Annotated in this window: 14 protein-coding genes and 1 pseudogene; 12 read left to right on the top strand and 3 right to left on the bottom strand. The window is 52.7% G+C overall.

Annotation, left to right across the window (positions count from 1 at the left end):
* Window positions 1-142 precede the first annotated feature (142 nt).
* Window positions 143-349: a helix-turn-helix domain-containing protein gene (locus OKC43_RS19085; protein ID WP_159164603.1), complete on the bottom strand. Its 207-nt coding sequence runs from the start codon at window positions 347-349 to the stop codon at window positions 143-145.
* A gap of 117 nt (window positions 350-466) precedes the next feature.
* On the opposite strand from OKC43_RS19085, the gene OKC43_RS19080 reads away from it, so the two are divergent.
* The 9 genes and pseudogenes from OKC43_RS19080 (at window position 467) to pgi (ending at window position 9672) form a co-directional block, all read left to right on the top strand.
* Window positions 467-766 (top strand): hypothetical protein, encoded by a 300-nt coding sequence (locus OKC43_RS19080; RefSeq protein WP_235675007.1) that lies wholly within the window; start codon window positions 467-469, stop codon window positions 764-766.
* An 18-nt stretch (window positions 767-784) separates the two neighbouring features.
* Window positions 785-1051 carry a hypothetical protein gene (locus OKC43_RS19075; RefSeq protein WP_235675008.1) on the top strand — a complete coding sequence of 89 codons (267 nt, stop codon included), beginning with the start codon at window positions 785-787 and terminating at the stop codon, window positions 1049-1051.
* Window positions 1052-1308: 257 nt separating this feature from the next.
* Window positions 1309-1632 (top strand): GapS6a family protein, encoded by a 324-nt coding sequence (gapS6a, locus tag OKC43_RS19070; RefSeq protein WP_125730032.1) that lies wholly within the window; start codon window positions 1309-1311, stop codon window positions 1630-1632.
* 6 nt (window positions 1633-1638) lie between these two features.
* Window positions 1639-4923, top strand: coding sequence for a GapS6b family protein (gene gapS6b, locus OKC43_RS19065; protein WP_159164604.1), 3285 nt, complete (start codon window positions 1639-1641; stop codon window positions 4921-4923).
* A gap of 305 nt (window positions 4924-5228) precedes the next feature.
* Window positions 5229-5693: a dUTP diphosphatase gene (gene dut / locus OKC43_RS19060; RefSeq protein ID WP_159164605.1), complete on the top strand. Its 465-nt coding sequence runs from the start codon at window positions 5229-5231 to the stop codon at window positions 5691-5693.
* A 107-nt stretch (window positions 5694-5800) separates the two neighbouring features.
* A pseudogene (locus OKC43_RS19055) lies at window positions 5801-6007 on the top strand (dUTP diphosphatase); the annotation flags it as partial.
* A 68-nt stretch (window positions 6008-6075) separates the two neighbouring features.
* Window positions 6076-6672: a nucleoid occlusion factor SlmA gene (gene slmA, locus OKC43_RS19050; RefSeq protein WP_005339495.1), complete on the top strand. Its 597-nt coding sequence runs from the start codon at window positions 6076-6078 to the stop codon at window positions 6670-6672.
* A 166-nt stretch (window positions 6673-6838) separates the two neighbouring features.
* Entirely contained in the window at window positions 6839-7675 is an 837-nt protein-coding gene (locus OKC43_RS19045) for a mechanosensitive ion channel domain-containing protein (RefSeq protein WP_005339493.1), read from the top strand.
* A gap of 347 nt (window positions 7676-8022) precedes the next feature.
* Window positions 8023-9672, top strand: a complete 1650-nt coding sequence (pgi, locus tag OKC43_RS19040; protein ID WP_236272731.1) for a glucose-6-phosphate isomerase — start codon at window positions 8023-8025, stop codon at window positions 9670-9672.
* A gap of 156 nt (window positions 9673-9828) precedes the next feature.
* Here the strand turns inward: pgi and ilvC are convergent, their stop codons facing one another.
* Entirely contained in the window at window positions 9829-11310 is a 1482-nt protein-coding gene (ilvC, locus tag OKC43_RS19035) for a ketol-acid reductoisomerase (protein WP_236272730.1), read from the bottom strand.
* A 221-nt stretch (window positions 11311-11531) separates the two neighbouring features.
* On the opposite strand from ilvC, the gene ilvY reads away from it, so the two are divergent.
* Window positions 11532-12425 (top strand): HTH-type transcriptional activator IlvY, encoded by an 894-nt coding sequence (ilvY, locus tag OKC43_RS19030; protein ID WP_236272729.1) that lies wholly within the window; start codon window positions 11532-11534, stop codon window positions 12423-12425.
* Here ilvY and OKC43_RS19025 read toward each other — a convergent pair.
* Window positions 12414-13274, bottom strand: a complete 861-nt coding sequence (locus OKC43_RS19025; RefSeq protein WP_236272728.1) for a hypothetical protein — start codon at window positions 13272-13274, stop codon at window positions 12414-12416. The genes ilvY and OKC43_RS19025 overlap by 12 nt on opposite strands.
* A 192-nt stretch (window positions 13275-13466) precedes the next feature.
* Here OKC43_RS19025 and OKC43_RS19020 point away from each other — a divergent pair, with 192 nt between their 5' ends.
* Entirely contained in the window at window positions 13467-13658 is a 192-nt protein-coding gene (locus OKC43_RS19020) for a hypothetical protein (protein ID WP_005339486.1), read from the top strand.
* Window positions 13659-13731: 73 nt separating this feature from the next.
* A complete protein-coding gene (locus tag OKC43_RS19015; RefSeq protein ID WP_236272727.1) occupies window positions 13732-16314 on the top strand; it encodes a bifunctional acetate--CoA ligase family protein/GNAT family N-acetyltransferase in 2583 nt (860 codons plus the stop codon).
* Window positions 16315-16370: the final 56 nt, after the last annotated feature.

Genomic DNA, 16370 nt, shown 5'->3' with positions numbered 1-16370 from the left:
ATTTAAACAGCCCGTGCTTGCGGAATCGTCATTGGTTTGCTAAACAACTGTCTGTCATGCAGTGATTTAAAGGAACGGAAAGAGCCTCAATAGGGAAATTTTTTGAGGAATGTAGAAACATAAGTTCTCAGATGACAAATAATTATGGCAATAAATCTCTAATATCACACCCCAACACCTTGGCAAGGCGATAAGCCTTCTCCAGGGTGACATTGACCTCACCACGCTCAATCCGTCCTACGTAGCTTCTATCAATCTCGGCCACATGTGCGAGTGCATCTTGCGAGACGCCCAATTGAAGCCGTTTATCACGTACTGCATCGCCAAATTTTTTTGCTAGATCTTGCATGTCTCGCCTCTCTCAGGCGAGCACTATCTCTGGTTGTCTGGCTTACGACCACGGACTATAATCCGCATCCTAATTTTAATTCCCACACTTATTGTCGTTCTAAACTGAGGACTACTTATGGACTCCCAGACGGTGTGGCTACCAACCGCACTCTACACAGCACTCATTCGATTACAGTTGGACGATTTCGCTGCGATAGAGTGCGTAAATGCCTTTTTTGGGGATACGGCAGAGTCTCAGGAACATAGACGGCGCTATACCTTCATTTATCGGCATCTGATCAAGCTCGTACATCTTGGACTTCTAAAAAGAAAGGATGTTGATGATGGACGAACATTTTCCCATTTCATCAAGACTCCTCGGTTCAATGAGATGATGTTCGAAGAGCACTTTATTGGGCCAAAGGCCCTGGCATGAAAGCAGGAGACGGAGAGGATGAAGGATACTTTTGAATCCATAAAAAGCGAGTTGGATACTAGAGCACAACACTACCGTCAAGCGTTGCAGATAAACGACTTCAAGCTTGCAGAATACAACGAACTACGCTCTGACTTTCCCTTGTTAGCACCAATAATCGACAAGGCTGTCAGCGATGCTGTTGAGGAGAGCCGTGAAATACAGGGCAAAACAGCAGCTGTTGAGCGGATCTTGACTGTGATCTGGATGATCACGACACCTAAGAAAAAAGAAAACACTCTATAGAGAGATAGAGCAACACCTGCGAACAGATCTAGATGACCAGAATCTTCCATAACGTTACAACCCTAGCGGCTCATCAATCAGTCAGCCTCTCCTACACCTGAGCGTTAATGCAAATGTTGAGCATTCAGATATCGTTGCAACCCTCCCTCTTGCGATCATAGCTTTCCCTCTCAATGCGCTACAAAAGATGTTGATATTTATTAATGAGTTAGCCATTATTGTACATGGATACTTAAATATTATTATAGTGGGAATATATGGATTTTTTAACGAGCACGATTTTGTCTGGATTACTTTATGATGGTTTTAAAAGTGGCGCCCTATTAACGATTGATCTTCTTAAGGAAAAACTTACAGGATGGATTTTCGATGAAGAAACATTACATGAATTAACTCATAAGCTTGAATCTATGCATTTAGATGATCTATCTGAACATGCGATTGAGCGAAAAATAAATGAAGCGTCAGAGATTCAATCATATTTACAAAAAATAATTCCAGAGAAAAATCAAAGTTCCGTCACTCAAAATCATTATGGTTCCGGTGATAATGTTGTAAATAAAACCGTATACAATAAGTAAGCACATATGACTAAACAAATGCATTATGGTTCTGGCGACAACGTAGAAAATAAGTATGAGTATATCATACGTAGCATTAAGGCTCAGGACTTGAAGAGTGTTGCGGATAACATAATGCATGACATCCGTCATAGAGAGACATCAAGAGCAAAAGAGAAGATTGAAGTAATAAAAAATATAGGCTCGCTTGAATGTGAAGTAAAGACTGTACTGGAATGTTTGTTAATAAAAACCAATCTAATAGATAATTCACTTCCAAGCGAATCATCTAGACAAGAGATATTATATTTTTTGCGCGGCAGGAGTAACTCTGATTATATAACATCAGTGGTCATGTCAATCTTGATTGATTTAGAGTCTCGAACACAGCCATCTTTAGCTCATGAACGATACAATTCAATTACTGAAAAATCATCTCATGTTATTGAAGTATACCTAGAGCGCCTCGCTACAGAATCGGATATTAAAGAGTACTTCAATTCCAGCAACAGAATAGATTTGTTAGAAGATGAACTATGTGGGTTAGTCCGAGGAGCATTGAGAGTTCATAGTTTTAAATTAGCTTTGGAAATATGCACACATCTTCATGATGTTTTTCCATCGAGCAATTCTCAAATTCTTTTTCTTATTTGCGAAAGCTCTTCATTACTTAGCCAAGGCAATTCTAAGCACATCTGGACACTTGATGGTAGCGTAAAAATACGCGTGGATAGACTTATAGCTCAAGTGTCTAATATGATAGATTCGCAGGATGCAAGATTAGCAATTGTATTAATAAATCTACTTAAAATAACTCTTTTTTCACAAACTGACCTAATCATAATGGGGCAAAAACATGCTGATAAGATCAGCACGCTTGATAGTGACATATCCGATAAAATCAATAGAGCTTTGCTATCTAACTCATTTGAAAATTCTGAATTAGATTTCTCTCAAATATCTATTGATTTTGAACGCTATCTAGTTCTTATTGATGCCTTAAAAAGGAAAACTATCAAAGGCTCCATCGTAGAGCAGTGGATAAATAAAGGTGGGAGCATCGATACGGGTGAGAGTTATGTAAATTCATTTTACATGCTGTATTTAAAGGCATTAATACTCAAGGATGGGGATAACAAAAAAATAGTTTCACTTGTAGATGAGGCAAAAAAGTTACTAGAATTGAATGATGCTCTATTTATTCAACTCCCCCCATTAGCACTTATTGAGTTGAGTAATATCTTTATAGACATGGACTTCCCTCTTCTCGCTGTAGACTACTTAAGCCCAATGATCCCTAAAGAACCATGGGCATCACCATTATTCGAATGTTATTTACGAGCCCTTGTTGCAAGTGAAAAGCATCAGCTTTTCTTGTCTCAAGTTGCGCTAATATCTCCAGAAGAAAAAACCTCATTTGTATGGTTGTTAGAGGCTCAAGTTCATGAGCGCCTCAATCAGTATCAATACGCTATAAATGCATCCAGATCTGCAATAGCTCTTGATTCAGATGATCATTTCGCTTGGAACTTATTGTTATTTACACTGCGAAATAGTGGGGTTAATGTTGATGAACGTAAAAAAGTCTTACGAGAAATACCAGATTCTATTTTTTTAAAATTCCATGAGTCCAAACTATCATTAATTAGCGAAATAGCATCTTTCGTTGATATTAACTTTGCCGATAAAGTGTTAGTTGACTGGTTCGTGAAGGCACCAGAAAGAGTCGCAAAACCACTGACTCAAATTCATGTCTCCTCCTTATCAAACAGACCAGAAATAACAGACAATCCATACACACCTAAATATTGTGGTGATGGAATAAGGTATAGTGATGGCTTCAAGACTTATAATCGCATTATTGTCAAAAATCTAGATGTTACACATCCATCTCTACTCGATGCAGAATCCCCAACAGGGAAAATTCTAAATAGCATGAAAGAGGGCGAGACGATAAATGACCCTATATATGGAGAGTTTACCATAATTGAACGATTGTCACCTTATATTGCGGCATTTAGACATGCTATTGAGCTGAGGGATAGAATCAATGACGGTACAGATGTATTTAAGCTATATACTGTACCAGATAGTGAAGATGAATTTATACCATACTTTGAAAAGATATTAAAAACTCTATCAGAGAAGGATAGAAAAAAAGATGATGTATTACGGAGTGATAAAATCCCTCTTACTATGAGAGGTAGATATACGGCGCCAGACAATCCAATAAAAGGCGCAGTAACTCATTTGACATCAGCAGATTCGACCCAATACATTGCGCTATATGATGACGGAATTAAAAAGCCGAGTAAAGTAGTTATAGATTTATATACTGCCGTCTATTTCTCTCTAATGGGATTCTCCACCTACTTATCCAACTCATCAATTGAAATAGTAATTTCAGAGCAATCAAAGAAATTTTATGAGCATTGGCTTTCTGACATCCTCAGAGAAGACTATCTAGCCATTGAATATACTGATGATGGGTTACGTAAATATACACACAAAGATATTAAACAGAACTCATTTCAGTTTATAAATGACTTGAAAGCACTTATGTCAGTTGTAAAGGTAGAATCACTCATCCCATCTGACACCCCGAATGAATTAGTTAGTATTAGAGATATGATTGACGGGACAGTTTATTCTACTTTTCAACTCTCTGTTGCTAACAATATACCTTGGTTATGTATTGATCATGTTGTGTGCATGCTCGCAAAACAGTCGAATTATCCTACGGTAAACATAAACTCGTTTGTTATTGATGTAGTTGAGAATATTTCCTTAAATACTAAGCTACAAAGCATTAAGCTGAACTTATTTGCTGGGACACCAGTTCCTATATTGTACTGTGATGTTATACAATTAAGCCTGTCCTCTATTCCTGAACACGTGCATTTGGTTGCAAAGTTTATAGAAAAATATGGAGCCTCCTTTCAGTCCCCACAGGCTCTACAATCATTTATGCTTGAGGTCACAGGAAATGCCACTGTTATGGCTTGCTTGGAAGGCAGTATTCTAAAAGGTGGTCGATGCTATAATTCAGAATATGATGGTTATGCCGAAAATGTTTTCAATCATGCTTGTCATACTGCATTATCTGAATTAGATGGTGACACCGCTGAAAAAAGACTAGCCCTTTTCATATTTAATTTGCTTCTTAGGCATGGTCACATAAAAAACTATCCAGACCTTATTTCATTTCTTGCATCGAGTTTTGCAAGAGGGCACTTTTTAGATATTCAAAAGCTCAATTGTCATATGCAAGAACTGCAAGACATGGTTTTATCCAACAGCAACAATGCTTAACTATCGAACAAATTAGCGAAAATGAAATACCTATAGCGGCTCACTACCTGCCAACAGATAAATGACCAAAATGAATCCCTCTCTGTTTGCTCCTGTCTCTCTGATGATGCTGACCACGAGGGTTTTGGTAAACCCTACCCTCGCCATGCAGGGAGGCAATCTGGTATCTTAGCCCCCGGTCAGCGGCTGAGATCTCATGGCTTTTTGTTTTGCTTTGCTGACAAAAGCCAAGCCCCATCTCTTCGCGCCTGTAACGCTGTACCCATTTTTGAATTTGCTAGTTCAAGTTTATCGAGGAACACAAGATGTATCGACGCATAGAAGCACGCATGGTCAATAACCTTCTGGACACAGAACAGCTCCCAATGCCGACCTACGCGACCGATGGCTCCGCAGCCATGGACCTACGCGCATGCATCGCTGAACCCGTGACGATTGCACCAGGCGCTCGCCATCTTCTGAAAACTGGACTCGCTATCAATATGATGGACCCGAGCTTAGTAGCCATAGTAGCTTCCCGTTCTGGGCTCTCATTGAAACATGGTATTCGCGTAGCTCAAGGCATTGGTGTCATTGATGCGGACTACCATGGCGAAATAGGCGTCATCTTGGCAAACGATGGCGAAGACCCTTACACCGTACAGCCTGGTGACCGGATCGCACAATTGATGTTCCAACCGGTTGTACAGGTGTCGTTGAGTGTTGTTGAGGAATTCTCCACCGAAACCGAGCGTGGTAGTGGTGGTTTCGGTAGTACCGGTAAAGCATAGACCGCCAACATACCAAAACCTGGGGCCTGAGACACTTTTTCCGACACCAAGATAAAAGAACTGTAATTTCATACACTTAAGAAATTGAGACAGTATTTTATCGTATAGTGGTCGGTCTCATCGATTCCGATTACCAGGGTCAGCTGATGGTCTCGGTCTGGAACCGCGGCAAAGATGAGTTCACCATGCAACCCGGCGAGCGCATCGCCCAGCTGGTGATCATGCCGGTGGTTCAGGCCAGCTTCCAACTGGTCGATGAGTTCAATCAGAGCGAACGGGGTGAAGGCGGTTTTGGTTCTTCTGGTCGCCAATAACAGACCACACCAGCCCGATGGGCGGTGCCTAATAATAGAATCAAGCCATTGTTTTTTTAGGGGAATCCATGGCAAGCAGTAATCAGAAACAGAGTCGGCGCGATCAGATCCTGCAGGCGCTCGCCCATATGCTGGAAACCAGTCCGGGTCAGCGCATCACCACGGCCCGTCTGGCGGCCGAGGTCGGCGTCTCTGAAGCAGCCCTCTATCGACATTTTCCCAGCAAGGCGCGGATGTTCGAGGGGCTGATCGACTTTATCGAGGATTCCCTGCTGTCACGGGTCAATCTGATCATGGCGGAAGAGAAGGACACCATGGCGCGCTGCCACCATATCCTGCAGCTGCTGCTGGTGTTCGCCGAGCGCAATCCCGGCATCACCCGCATCCTCAATGGCGACGCCCTGCTGGGCGAGCACGATCGGCTGCGGGATCGCATCAGCATCCTGTTTGACAAGCTGGAGACCCAGATCAAGCAGGTACTGCGCGAGAAGCGGCTGCGCGAGGGTCAAGGCTTCCAGCTCGACGAGACCATGCTGGCCAATCTGCTGCTGGCCTACACCGAGGGCCGCATCAGCCAGTTCGTGCGCTCCGAGTTCAAGCTCAAGCCGACCGCCGGTTTTGAAGATCAGTGGCAATTTATCCGCAGCCAGCTGCTGCAGAGCTGATGGTTTTTTTCGCATCATTCAGCAAAAAGAAGGGAGGCTTTGGCCTCCCTTCTTTTTTGTGTCAGGTTTTTATGGCAGAAAAGAAGTACCAGATGCGACCCGTACTGTCGCGCTGCGGTGTTAGATTTATCCACCATAAACCTTTTAGAACCTGACAGGACATCCTATGGAACCCGAAATCATTACCGAAGCGCAGACCTGGCTGGTCAATAATCAGGGACTGCTGATCGAATACGGCGTCAATATCGCCGCCGCCCTGCTGACCCTGCTGGTCGGCTATATCGCCGCCAACCTCATCAGCGGTGGCGTGGTCAAGGTGATGCAGGCCCGCAAGCTGGACACCACCGTCACCCACTTTGTCGGCAGCATCCTCAAATACGCCATTCTGGTGTTCGTGGTGATCGCCGCGCTGGGCCGTGTTGGCGTGCAGACCGCCTCCTTCGTCGCCATTATCGGTGCCGCCGGTCTGGCCATCGGTCTGGCGCTGCAAGGCTCGCTCTCCAACTTCGCTGCCGGCTTCCTGCTGATCATCTTCCGTCCCATCAAGGCGGGCGAGTTCATCGAAGTGGCGGGCACCGCGGGTGTGGTGCAGTCCGTTCAGCTCTTTACCACTACCCTCACCTCAGGTGACAACAAGATGGTGGTAGTCCCGAACTCCGCCATCCTCAACGGCACCATCGTCAACTACTCGCGTATGGATACCCGCCGCGTCGACATGACCTTCGGTATCGGCTACGGCTCCGACCTGCGCAAGGCCAAGCAGATCCTCGAACGTCTGGTAAGCGAAGAGCCGCGCATCCTGAAAGATCCGGCAGCCACCATCGCCGTTGCCGCGCTGGCCGACTCCTCGGTCAATATCGTGGTGCGCCCGTGGGTCAAGACCGCTGACTACTGGGGGGTCTGGTTCGACTTCCACGAGAAGGTGAAACTGACCTTTGATGCCGAAGGCATCGAGATCCCCTTCCCGCAGATGGTGATGCACATGCAAAAACCGCAGGCGTGATCGCGGTTCTGCTGCAACAGACAATGCCAGCCTTCGGGCTGGCATTGTCGTTTCTGGCCCCAGCCCATGGCCATGTCGATGCATAACCACGTCAACCGGATGAAAACAATTTCAGGCTATCGGGGTGGCCCCAATCATGAGCAAGCGCAAGATCCGCCTTGCTTTCGTGACACATAATCCCAATGTTCTGGTTGTATGCTCCCGGCAGTGACCCATTGCGGTAAAAGACAATCGGTAAAAATCTGTTACACGGGCCGCCCGATCGGCTCGCTATAATGCTCGGATAATAAGGTTTGGCGGGACCTTGCCTGCAAGGTTCAAACACAACTTGGCATTTCAGGAATCCTATGAAAAATATCAATCCAACCCAAACCCAGGCCTGGCAGGCACTGGAAGTCCACTTTGCAGCAAACAAAGAGACCCGACTCAAGGATCTGTTCGCGCAGGACCCGAAGCGCTTTGACAAGTTTTCCCTTACCTTCGGCGGCGACATCCTGGTTGATTACTCGAAGAACCTGATCACCGAAGAAACCCTCAAGTTGCTGGTTGATCTGGCCAAAGAGACCGATCTTCGCAGCGCGATCGATGCCATGTTCAATGGCGACAAGATCAACATGACCGAAGGCCGCTCCGTACTGCACGTGGCCCTGCGCAACCGCTCCGACCGCCCCATCGAGTGCGACGGCAAGGACGTGATGCCGGAAGTGAACGCCGTACTGGCCAAGATGAAGGGCTTCTGCGAGAAGGTAATCGGAGGCGAGTGGAAAGGCTACACCGGTAAAGCGATCCAGCACGTGGTCAACATCGGTATCGGTGGCTCAGATCTGGGCCCGGTGATGATCACCGAGGCACTGCGTCCCTACAAAAACCACCTGCAGATGCACTTCGTCTCCAACGTCGATGGCACCCACATCGCCGAGACTCTCAAAGAGATTGATGCGGAAACCACCCTGTTCCTGGTGGCCTCCAAGACTTTCACTACCCAGGAGACCATGACCAACGCCCTGACCGCCCGCGACTGGTTCATCAATATCGCCGGTGACAAGGCCCACGTTGCCAAGCACTTCGCAGCCCTCTCCACCAACGGCAAGGCCGTGGCCGAGTTCGGCATCGACACCAACAACATGTTCGAGTTCTGGGACTGGGTTGGCGGCCGCTACTCCTCCTGGTCTGCCATCGGCATGCCCATCGCCCTGTCTGTCGGTTTCGAGAACTTCGAAGCCCTGCTGCAAGGCGCCTTCGAGATGGACATGCACTTCGCCACTGCCTCCTATGAGCAGAACGTGCCGGTACTGCTGGCGCTGATCGGCCTGTGGTACAACAACTTCTACGGTGCCGAGTCCGAAGCCATTCTGCCGTACGATCAGTACATGCACCGCTTCCCAGCCTACTTCCAGCAGGGCAACATGGAGTCCAACGGCAAGTACGTAGATCGCAACGGCAAGCCGGTTGACTACCAGACTGGCCCCATCATCTGGGGTGAGCCGGGCACCAACGGCCAGCACGCTTTCTACCAGCTGATCCATCAGGGCACCAAGCTGATCCCCTGTGACTTCCTGGCGCCGGCCATCAGCCACAACCCGATCGGTGACCACCACCCGAAACTGCTGGCCAACTTCTTCGCCCAGACCGAGGCGCTGGCCTTCGGCAAGAGCAAGGAAGAGGTCGAAGCCGAGTTCTTGGCTGCTGGTAAAACCCTGGAGCAGGTCAAGGATCTGGTGCCGTTCAAGGTGTTCGAAGGCAACCGCCCGACCAACTCCATCCTGTTCAAGAGCCTGACCCCGAAAACCCTGGGTGCCCTGATCGCCATGTACGAACACAAGATCTTCGTGCAGGGCGCAATCTGGAACATCTTCAGCTTCGACCAGTGGGGTGTGGAGCTGGGCAAACAGCTGGCCAACAAGATCCTGCCGGAGCTGGGCAACAACGAGGCTGTCACCAGCCACGACTGCTCCACCAACGGTCTGATCAACACCTGGAAAGCGTGGAAAGCCTGATTTATCCAGCCTTTCTGAATGCAAAAGCCCCGCTCGATGAGCGGGGCTTTTTTATGACTGTCAGGCTGAGTTTTCTGGCTGGCCGAGCGGGTGTCCAGTCCGACCGGCGACGGGGATCGTCATCCCCGCCCCTTCATCCTCCAGCCCGATGCTGGCTTAACCGCCAACGGCGATGCGTTTCATGTCTTTCATATAACCGCGCAATACCTGGCCGATTTTTTCGATCGGGTGGTTGCGGGTCGCCTCATTGGCTGCCAGCAGCGTCAGGTTGTCGACGCTCTGCCCTTCCGCCTTGCTGGCACCCAGATCGCCCGCTTTCAGGGTCGGCATGAAGTGCTCGCGCAGCAACGGCACGGCGGCGTTGGCGAACAGGTAGTTACCGTATTCGGCGGTGTCGGAGATGACCACGTTCATCTCGTACAGACGCTTGCGGGCAACAGTGTTGGCGATCAGCGGCAACTCGTGCAGGGATTCGTAGTAGGCAGACTCCTCGTAGATACCGGAAGCCACCATGGTCTCGAACGCCAGCTCGACACCCGCCTTGACCATGGCCACCATCACCACGCCATTGTCGAAGTACTCCTGCTCGGCAATCTTGCCAGCGAACACCGGGGCGTTTTCGAAGGCGGACTTGCCGGTCTCTTCACGCCAGGTGAACAGTTTGACGTCATCTTCGGCCCAGTCGGCCATCATGCCGCGGGAGAACTCACCGGCAATGATGTCGTCCATATGCTTCTCGAACAGCGGGCGCATCAGGGTCTTGAGCTGCTCGGAGAGCTCGAAGGCGCGCAGCTTGGCGGGGTTGGAGAGGCGGTCCATCATCAGGCTGATGCCACCCTGCTTCAGGGCTTCGGTGATGGTCTCCCAGCCGAACTGGATCAGCTTGCCGGCGTAGGCCGGGTCTGTGCCTTCGGCAACCAGCTTGTCGTAGCAGAGCAGAGAACCGGCCTGCAGCATGCCGCAGAGGATGGTCTGCTCGCCCATCAGGTCAGATTTCACTTCCGCCACGAAGGAGGATTCCAGCACCCCGGCACGGTCGCCGCCGGTGGCAGAGGCCCACGCCTTGGCGAGGGCCATGCCTTCGCCCTTGGGATCGTTCTCTGGGTGAACGGCGATCAGGGTCGGCACGCCGAAACCGCGCTTGTACTCTTCACGCACTTCGGTGCCTGGGCACTTGGGCGCCACCATCACGACCGTGATATCGGAGCGGATCTGCTGACCCTCTTCCACCACGTTGAAGCCGTGGGAGTAGCCCAGCGCAGCGCCCTGCTTCATCAGCGGCATCACGGTCTTCACCACGTCAGAGTGCTGCTTGTCCGGAGTCAGGTTCAGCACCAGATCGGCGGTCGGGATCAGCTCTTCATAGGTACCGACCGCGAAGCCGTTGTCGGTAGCCTTCTGCCAGGAGGCACGCTTCTCGGTGATGGCGGCCTTGCGCAGGGCGTAGGAGATATCCAGCCCGGAGTCGCGCATGTTCAGGCCCTGGTTCAGACCCTGGGCACCACAGCCCACAATCACCACCTTCTTGCCCTTCAGCACGTTGCAGCCGTCCGCGAACTCTTCGCGCTGCATGAAACGACACTTGCCCAGCTGGGCCAACTGCTGACGCAGGTTCAAGGTGTTGAAATAGTTAGCCATGGTGATTGCTCCGTTCGATTGATTCCATGCCGGATAGCGGCGTTGTCTGAACCACTATAGCGCGGGACACTTATTGCCTGAACTGATATATTCGAAATAGTACGTTGCAATAACTGAAACGCTCACCCTTCATAATTGCCTGCTGAATGTACCGCGAGATGGCAGAAATAAGCCGCCAACCGCTGGATATCGGGCACACAAGCCGCGCCAGGAGCTGAAAGATGGACCTTCGCAATCTCGAGCTGTTTCTCCACCTCGCCGACTCCCTTCATTTCGGCAAAAGCGCCGATGCTATGGCGGTCAGCCCCTCCACCCTGAGTCGCGCCATCCAGCGACTGGAGCAGGAGACCGGCTGCATCCTGTTCGAACGGGACAACCGCTCGGTACGGCTCACCCCTGCCGGCGAGAAGCTGCGGGAATTTGGCGGCGGCCTGTTGCAGGAGTGGCGTCAGCTCAAGCAGGAGCTCAAACGCAGTGACGAACCGCTGCAAGGGCGGCTGCGGGTCTTCTGCTCGGTCACCGCCAGTTACTTTCTGCTGCCCGAGGTACTGGAGCGCTTTCGCCGCCGCTACCCCCAGCTGGAGATCAAGCTGGAGACCGGTGACCCGGCGCTGGCAGTGGACAAGATCCTGGCCGACGAGGCCGATCTCGCCATCGCCGCCCGCCCCGATGCCCTGCCCGCCAAGCTGGAGTTCGCCAGCCTGCAACTGGTACCGCTGGTCTTTATCACGCCGCGCAACGCCCCGCAACTGAACCAGTGGTTCCGTCAGGGAGAACCTGATTGGGAGCAGTTGCCAGTCATCCTCTCCGAGCAGGGGCTGGCCCGCAAACGCAGCGATCAATGGTTTCGCAACAAGGGGATAGCGCCCAACATCTATGCCGAAGTGGCGGGTAACGAGGGGATTGTCGCCATGGTAGCGCTCGGTTGTGGCGTAGGATTGGTGCCGGCGGCGGTGATCGACCACAGCCCGCTCGGCGACAAGGTGCGGATCATCGACCTCAAACCCGCCTTCAAGCCATTTGATGTGGGGATCGGGGTACTCAAGAAGCGGCTGGAGGAACCGCTGATCCGCGCCTTCTGGGATACCGCGCAGAATCAGGGCTCACTGCGCTGACACCGGTTTATAGATAAGGGCCGGATCGGCCATCATGATGCGGCTGGGCAGCGGCAAGTCGGGGTTGTGCAGCTCGAGGCGCACCCGCTCATCCAGTTTCAGCCGCCGAATAGTGCTGCCGAATCCCTCTTCAAAAACCCGGTCAAAAGCACCAGACTGCCGCGCCCGCAGCAGGCCAAGCTCGATGCGCTGGGCCAGCTCCGGATATTTTGGCGAGACAAAGAAGAGCAGCGCCAGCGGATAGCGAAATACCAGACGGGGCTCGATGGCGAGATCCGGATGCTGCCTTAGTTCATCCTCGACCTCGATGACCGAGCGCAGGAAGCAGTCAAAGCGCTTCTTGCGCAGCATGTTGAAGAGCGCCTCATAAAGATTGCCCACCGTCACCTTGAGGCCGTTAGCCCGCAGCAACTGGGTGTCTGGCCAAGATCTGTGCTGGCCGATGGAAAGCCCGGCGCGATGCCAGTCCGCCAACGACCCGATCGCGGCAAAACGCCCCTCATCCCCCCGCCGAACCAGACACACCCGCCACCCCAGCAGCCCCTTGGCCAGCGGAATGTGGATTGCCAGCAACTCCCGCTCTCGCTGACCATCCGGGGCAAAGACACCGACCTGAACCAGCTCGCCGCTGCGCAGCTCCTTCACCGCCCGCCCCTGCTCCATTCGCGGGCTGGAGACCAGCTGGTAGGGGCCATATTCGGGCACGGTGAGATCGAGGGAGAGGCGCAGCAACTGGACAACGGCGGGGTTGGGGTGATCCAGCAGCAGATTCCAGGCGCGGATAGGCTGCTCGGTTGCCGATACGCCAACCGTCCACAGTGCCATGCACCACCACCAGACTCTGATCATCCTGTGCACCATCCGTGCCTCGTGCTCCTCGCCATACTATAACGCCAGCCAGCGTCTCAACGGCGCCCTCTCTGAAAGATGTGTGAGTGCTCTCGTGTCAAATCTCGTGTCAAAAGTGACAATAGGCAAACCCGGCAGGTCATCTCAGACTGGGAGTTCATCAACACACGCCAAGGCGCAGGGAGGAGAGCCATGAAACAGCATCTGGTAGAGATCAAGGGTTCAACCCTGTTTGACGAGTATCTGCAAAGCATGGGCGTGCCCAGCACGGCGCTGGACCGGGAGCAGGATATCTATCTTCAGGAACGCCACCTGGGAGCCATTCGCCGGGTGCAGGGCGAACTGCGCTTTTATCTGCGTGCCAATGCCCTGAACAAACGGTGATCCGGATCCGGTCACAGAACCCGCAGCAAAGGCGTATTAGACTGGTATCTTCCCCCTTTTGTCGGGAGTGCCCATGAAAGCAAGCGGTCTGGATCGGCTGTTCAAACCCCAATCAATCGCCGTGATCGGCGCCTCGACCGACCCGCTCAAGGCGGGTCATGTGATCGTGCGCCACCTGCTGGCGGGCCAGTTCAAAGGGCCCATCCTCCCTGTCACCCCGCGCAACAAGTCCATCGCCGGCGTGCTGGCCTATCCCGATATTGCCAGCCTGCCGCTAACCCCGGATCTCGCCATCATCTGCACCAAGCGGGAGCGGGTCTTGCCGTTGCTGGAAGCGCTTGGCCAGAAGGGGGCGGGGGCGGCCATCATACTGGCCGCCGACTTTTCCCCCGAGGAGCGACTGGAGCTGAAACGGGTCTGCCAGCAATATGACATTCGCCTGCTCGGCCCCAACAGCATGGGGATGCTGCTGCCCGGCCAAGGGATCAACGCCAGCTTTTCACCCATTGCCGCCAAGCCGGGGCAAGTCGCATTTCTGTCGCAATCCGCCGCCGTCAGCACCACCATTCTGGATTGGGCCAAGCAGCATGAGCTGGGCTTTTCCGCCTTCATCTCCCTTGGCGATCACTGCGATATCGACTTCGGCCAGCTGCTGGATCAACTCTCCCGCGATAGCGTCACCCGCGCCATTTTGATCTATATGGACAAGTTGCACGACGCCCGCCACTTTCTCTCGGCGGCGCGGGCAGCCTCGCGCAACAAGCCGATCCTGGTGCTGAAAAGCGGGCGCCACGAACCGACCCACGGCCTCGACAATGTCTATGATGCGGCCATCCGCCGCGCCGGCATGTTACGGGTGCGGGATACCCACGAACTATTCGCCGCGGTAGAAACCCTGAGCCACTCCATGACCCTCAAGGGGGAGCGGCTCGCCATCATCTCCAACGGCCGCGGCCTGGCCAATATGGCGGTGGATGTGCTGCTGGAGCGTGGCGGCAAGCTGGCTCGCCCGCCGCTCGACATCGGCAGCGATGCCACCATCGCCACCTATCAGGAGGCGTTGGACAGCGTGTTGCAGGAGGATGGCATCGACGCCATCCTGATCATCCACGCCCCCTCGCTCACGGCCCCGAGCGCGCCACTGGCCAGCCATCTTATCGCCCATCTGAAACAGCATCCCAGAGCGCGCCGTTTCAATATTCTCACCAACTGGGCGGGCGAATACTCGGCGCAGGAGGGGCGTAAACTCTTTACCGAGGCGGGCTTCCCGACCTACCGCACGCCGGAAAGCGCCATGGCGGCCTTCATGCACATGGTGGAATACCGCCGCAACCAGAAGCAGTTGATGGAAACCCCGGCATCCCTGCATGGCAACCAGCTCAATGTCGAGCTGTGCCAGCAACTGATCCATCAGGCGCAGGAGCGCAAGCAACTGAGGCTGGATACCCATCTGGTACACCCGATTTTGCAAGCCGCCGGTCTCTCGACCCTGCCCACCTGGATCGTCACTGACGCCATCGAGGCGACCCTCACCGCCGAGCAGATCGGCTATCCAGTAGCGGTAAAACTGCGCTCGCCCGATATCCTGCACAAGTCTGCCGTACACGGGGTGGTGCTCAATCTGCGCACCTCGGCCGAAGTGGCGCAAGCTGCAGATGCCATTCTGGACAGGGTCAAACAGCATGATCCGGGCGCCCGCATCGAAGGCTTGCTGGTGCAGCGGATGGCTCGCCGCAGCGGCGGCCTGGAGCTGCGGGTGCGGATCCAGCAAGACGCCATCTTTGGCCCCGTTATTCTGCTGGGTGAGTCGGGTGCGGAACCGCAGGAGATGGTGGCAGCCTTGCCACCGCTCAATCAGGCACTGGCTCGTTACCAGATCATAGGAGCCCTCAAGAGCCGCAAGATCCGTGAGCAGGCGACGCCGGAACGACTGGATATCGATGCCCTCGGTCAAGTGCTCTGCCAGCTCTCCGAGCTATTGCTCGCCTTTCCTGAAATTCAGGAGCTGGACCTGCACCCGCTGCAAGCGTGCGGCGCCGAAATGGTAGTACTGGATGCCAGCCTCACACTGGCTGACCCCGCCATCCCGACCAGCAACCGACTGGCGATCCGCCCCTATCCTACCGAACTGGAGGAGGGTGCCTGGCTTAAAGATCAGCGCCATATCCTGCTGCGCCCAATCCGGCCGGAAGATGAACCTGCTCACAAGCAGTTCGTGCTACAGGTCTCCGATGAAGACAGGTACAAACGCTTCTTTGCCGATGTCGGCGAACTGGGTCACGAAGAGCTGGCCCGCATGACCCAGATCGATTACGACCGGGAGATGGCCTTCGTAGCGGTGGGGCAAGATGGCGAGCTGCAGGATCAGATCCTCGGCGTAGTGCGTGCCATTTCGACCCCGGACCAGAGCGATGCCGAGTTTGCCATTCTGGTGCGATCGGACTTGAAAGGGGTGGGCCTCGGCAAATTGATGATGGAGAAGATCATCCGTTACGCCAAAGAGCAAGGGATTGGCCAGCTATCCGGCATGACCATGCCCAGCAATCGTGGCATGGTCAACCTCGCCAAACGGCTTGGCTTCAAGATCGACGTGCAAATGGAAGAGGGGGTGGTCAATATGGAACTGCCCTGTAGCCAGCAGGCAGCAGAAGCCTGATTTGGCCGCCTCTAGACTCGCTCAAATGGCTGTGAATGAAACTGATAGGGCTCGGA

The sequence above is a fragment of the Aeromonas sp. Y289-2 genome (assembly GCF_027705925.1).
GTDB classification, from domain to species: Bacteria; Pseudomonadota; Gammaproteobacteria; order Enterobacterales; family Aeromonadaceae; genus Aeromonas; species Aeromonas veronii.
This window is presented reverse-complemented; position numbering and strand designations above follow the sequence as displayed.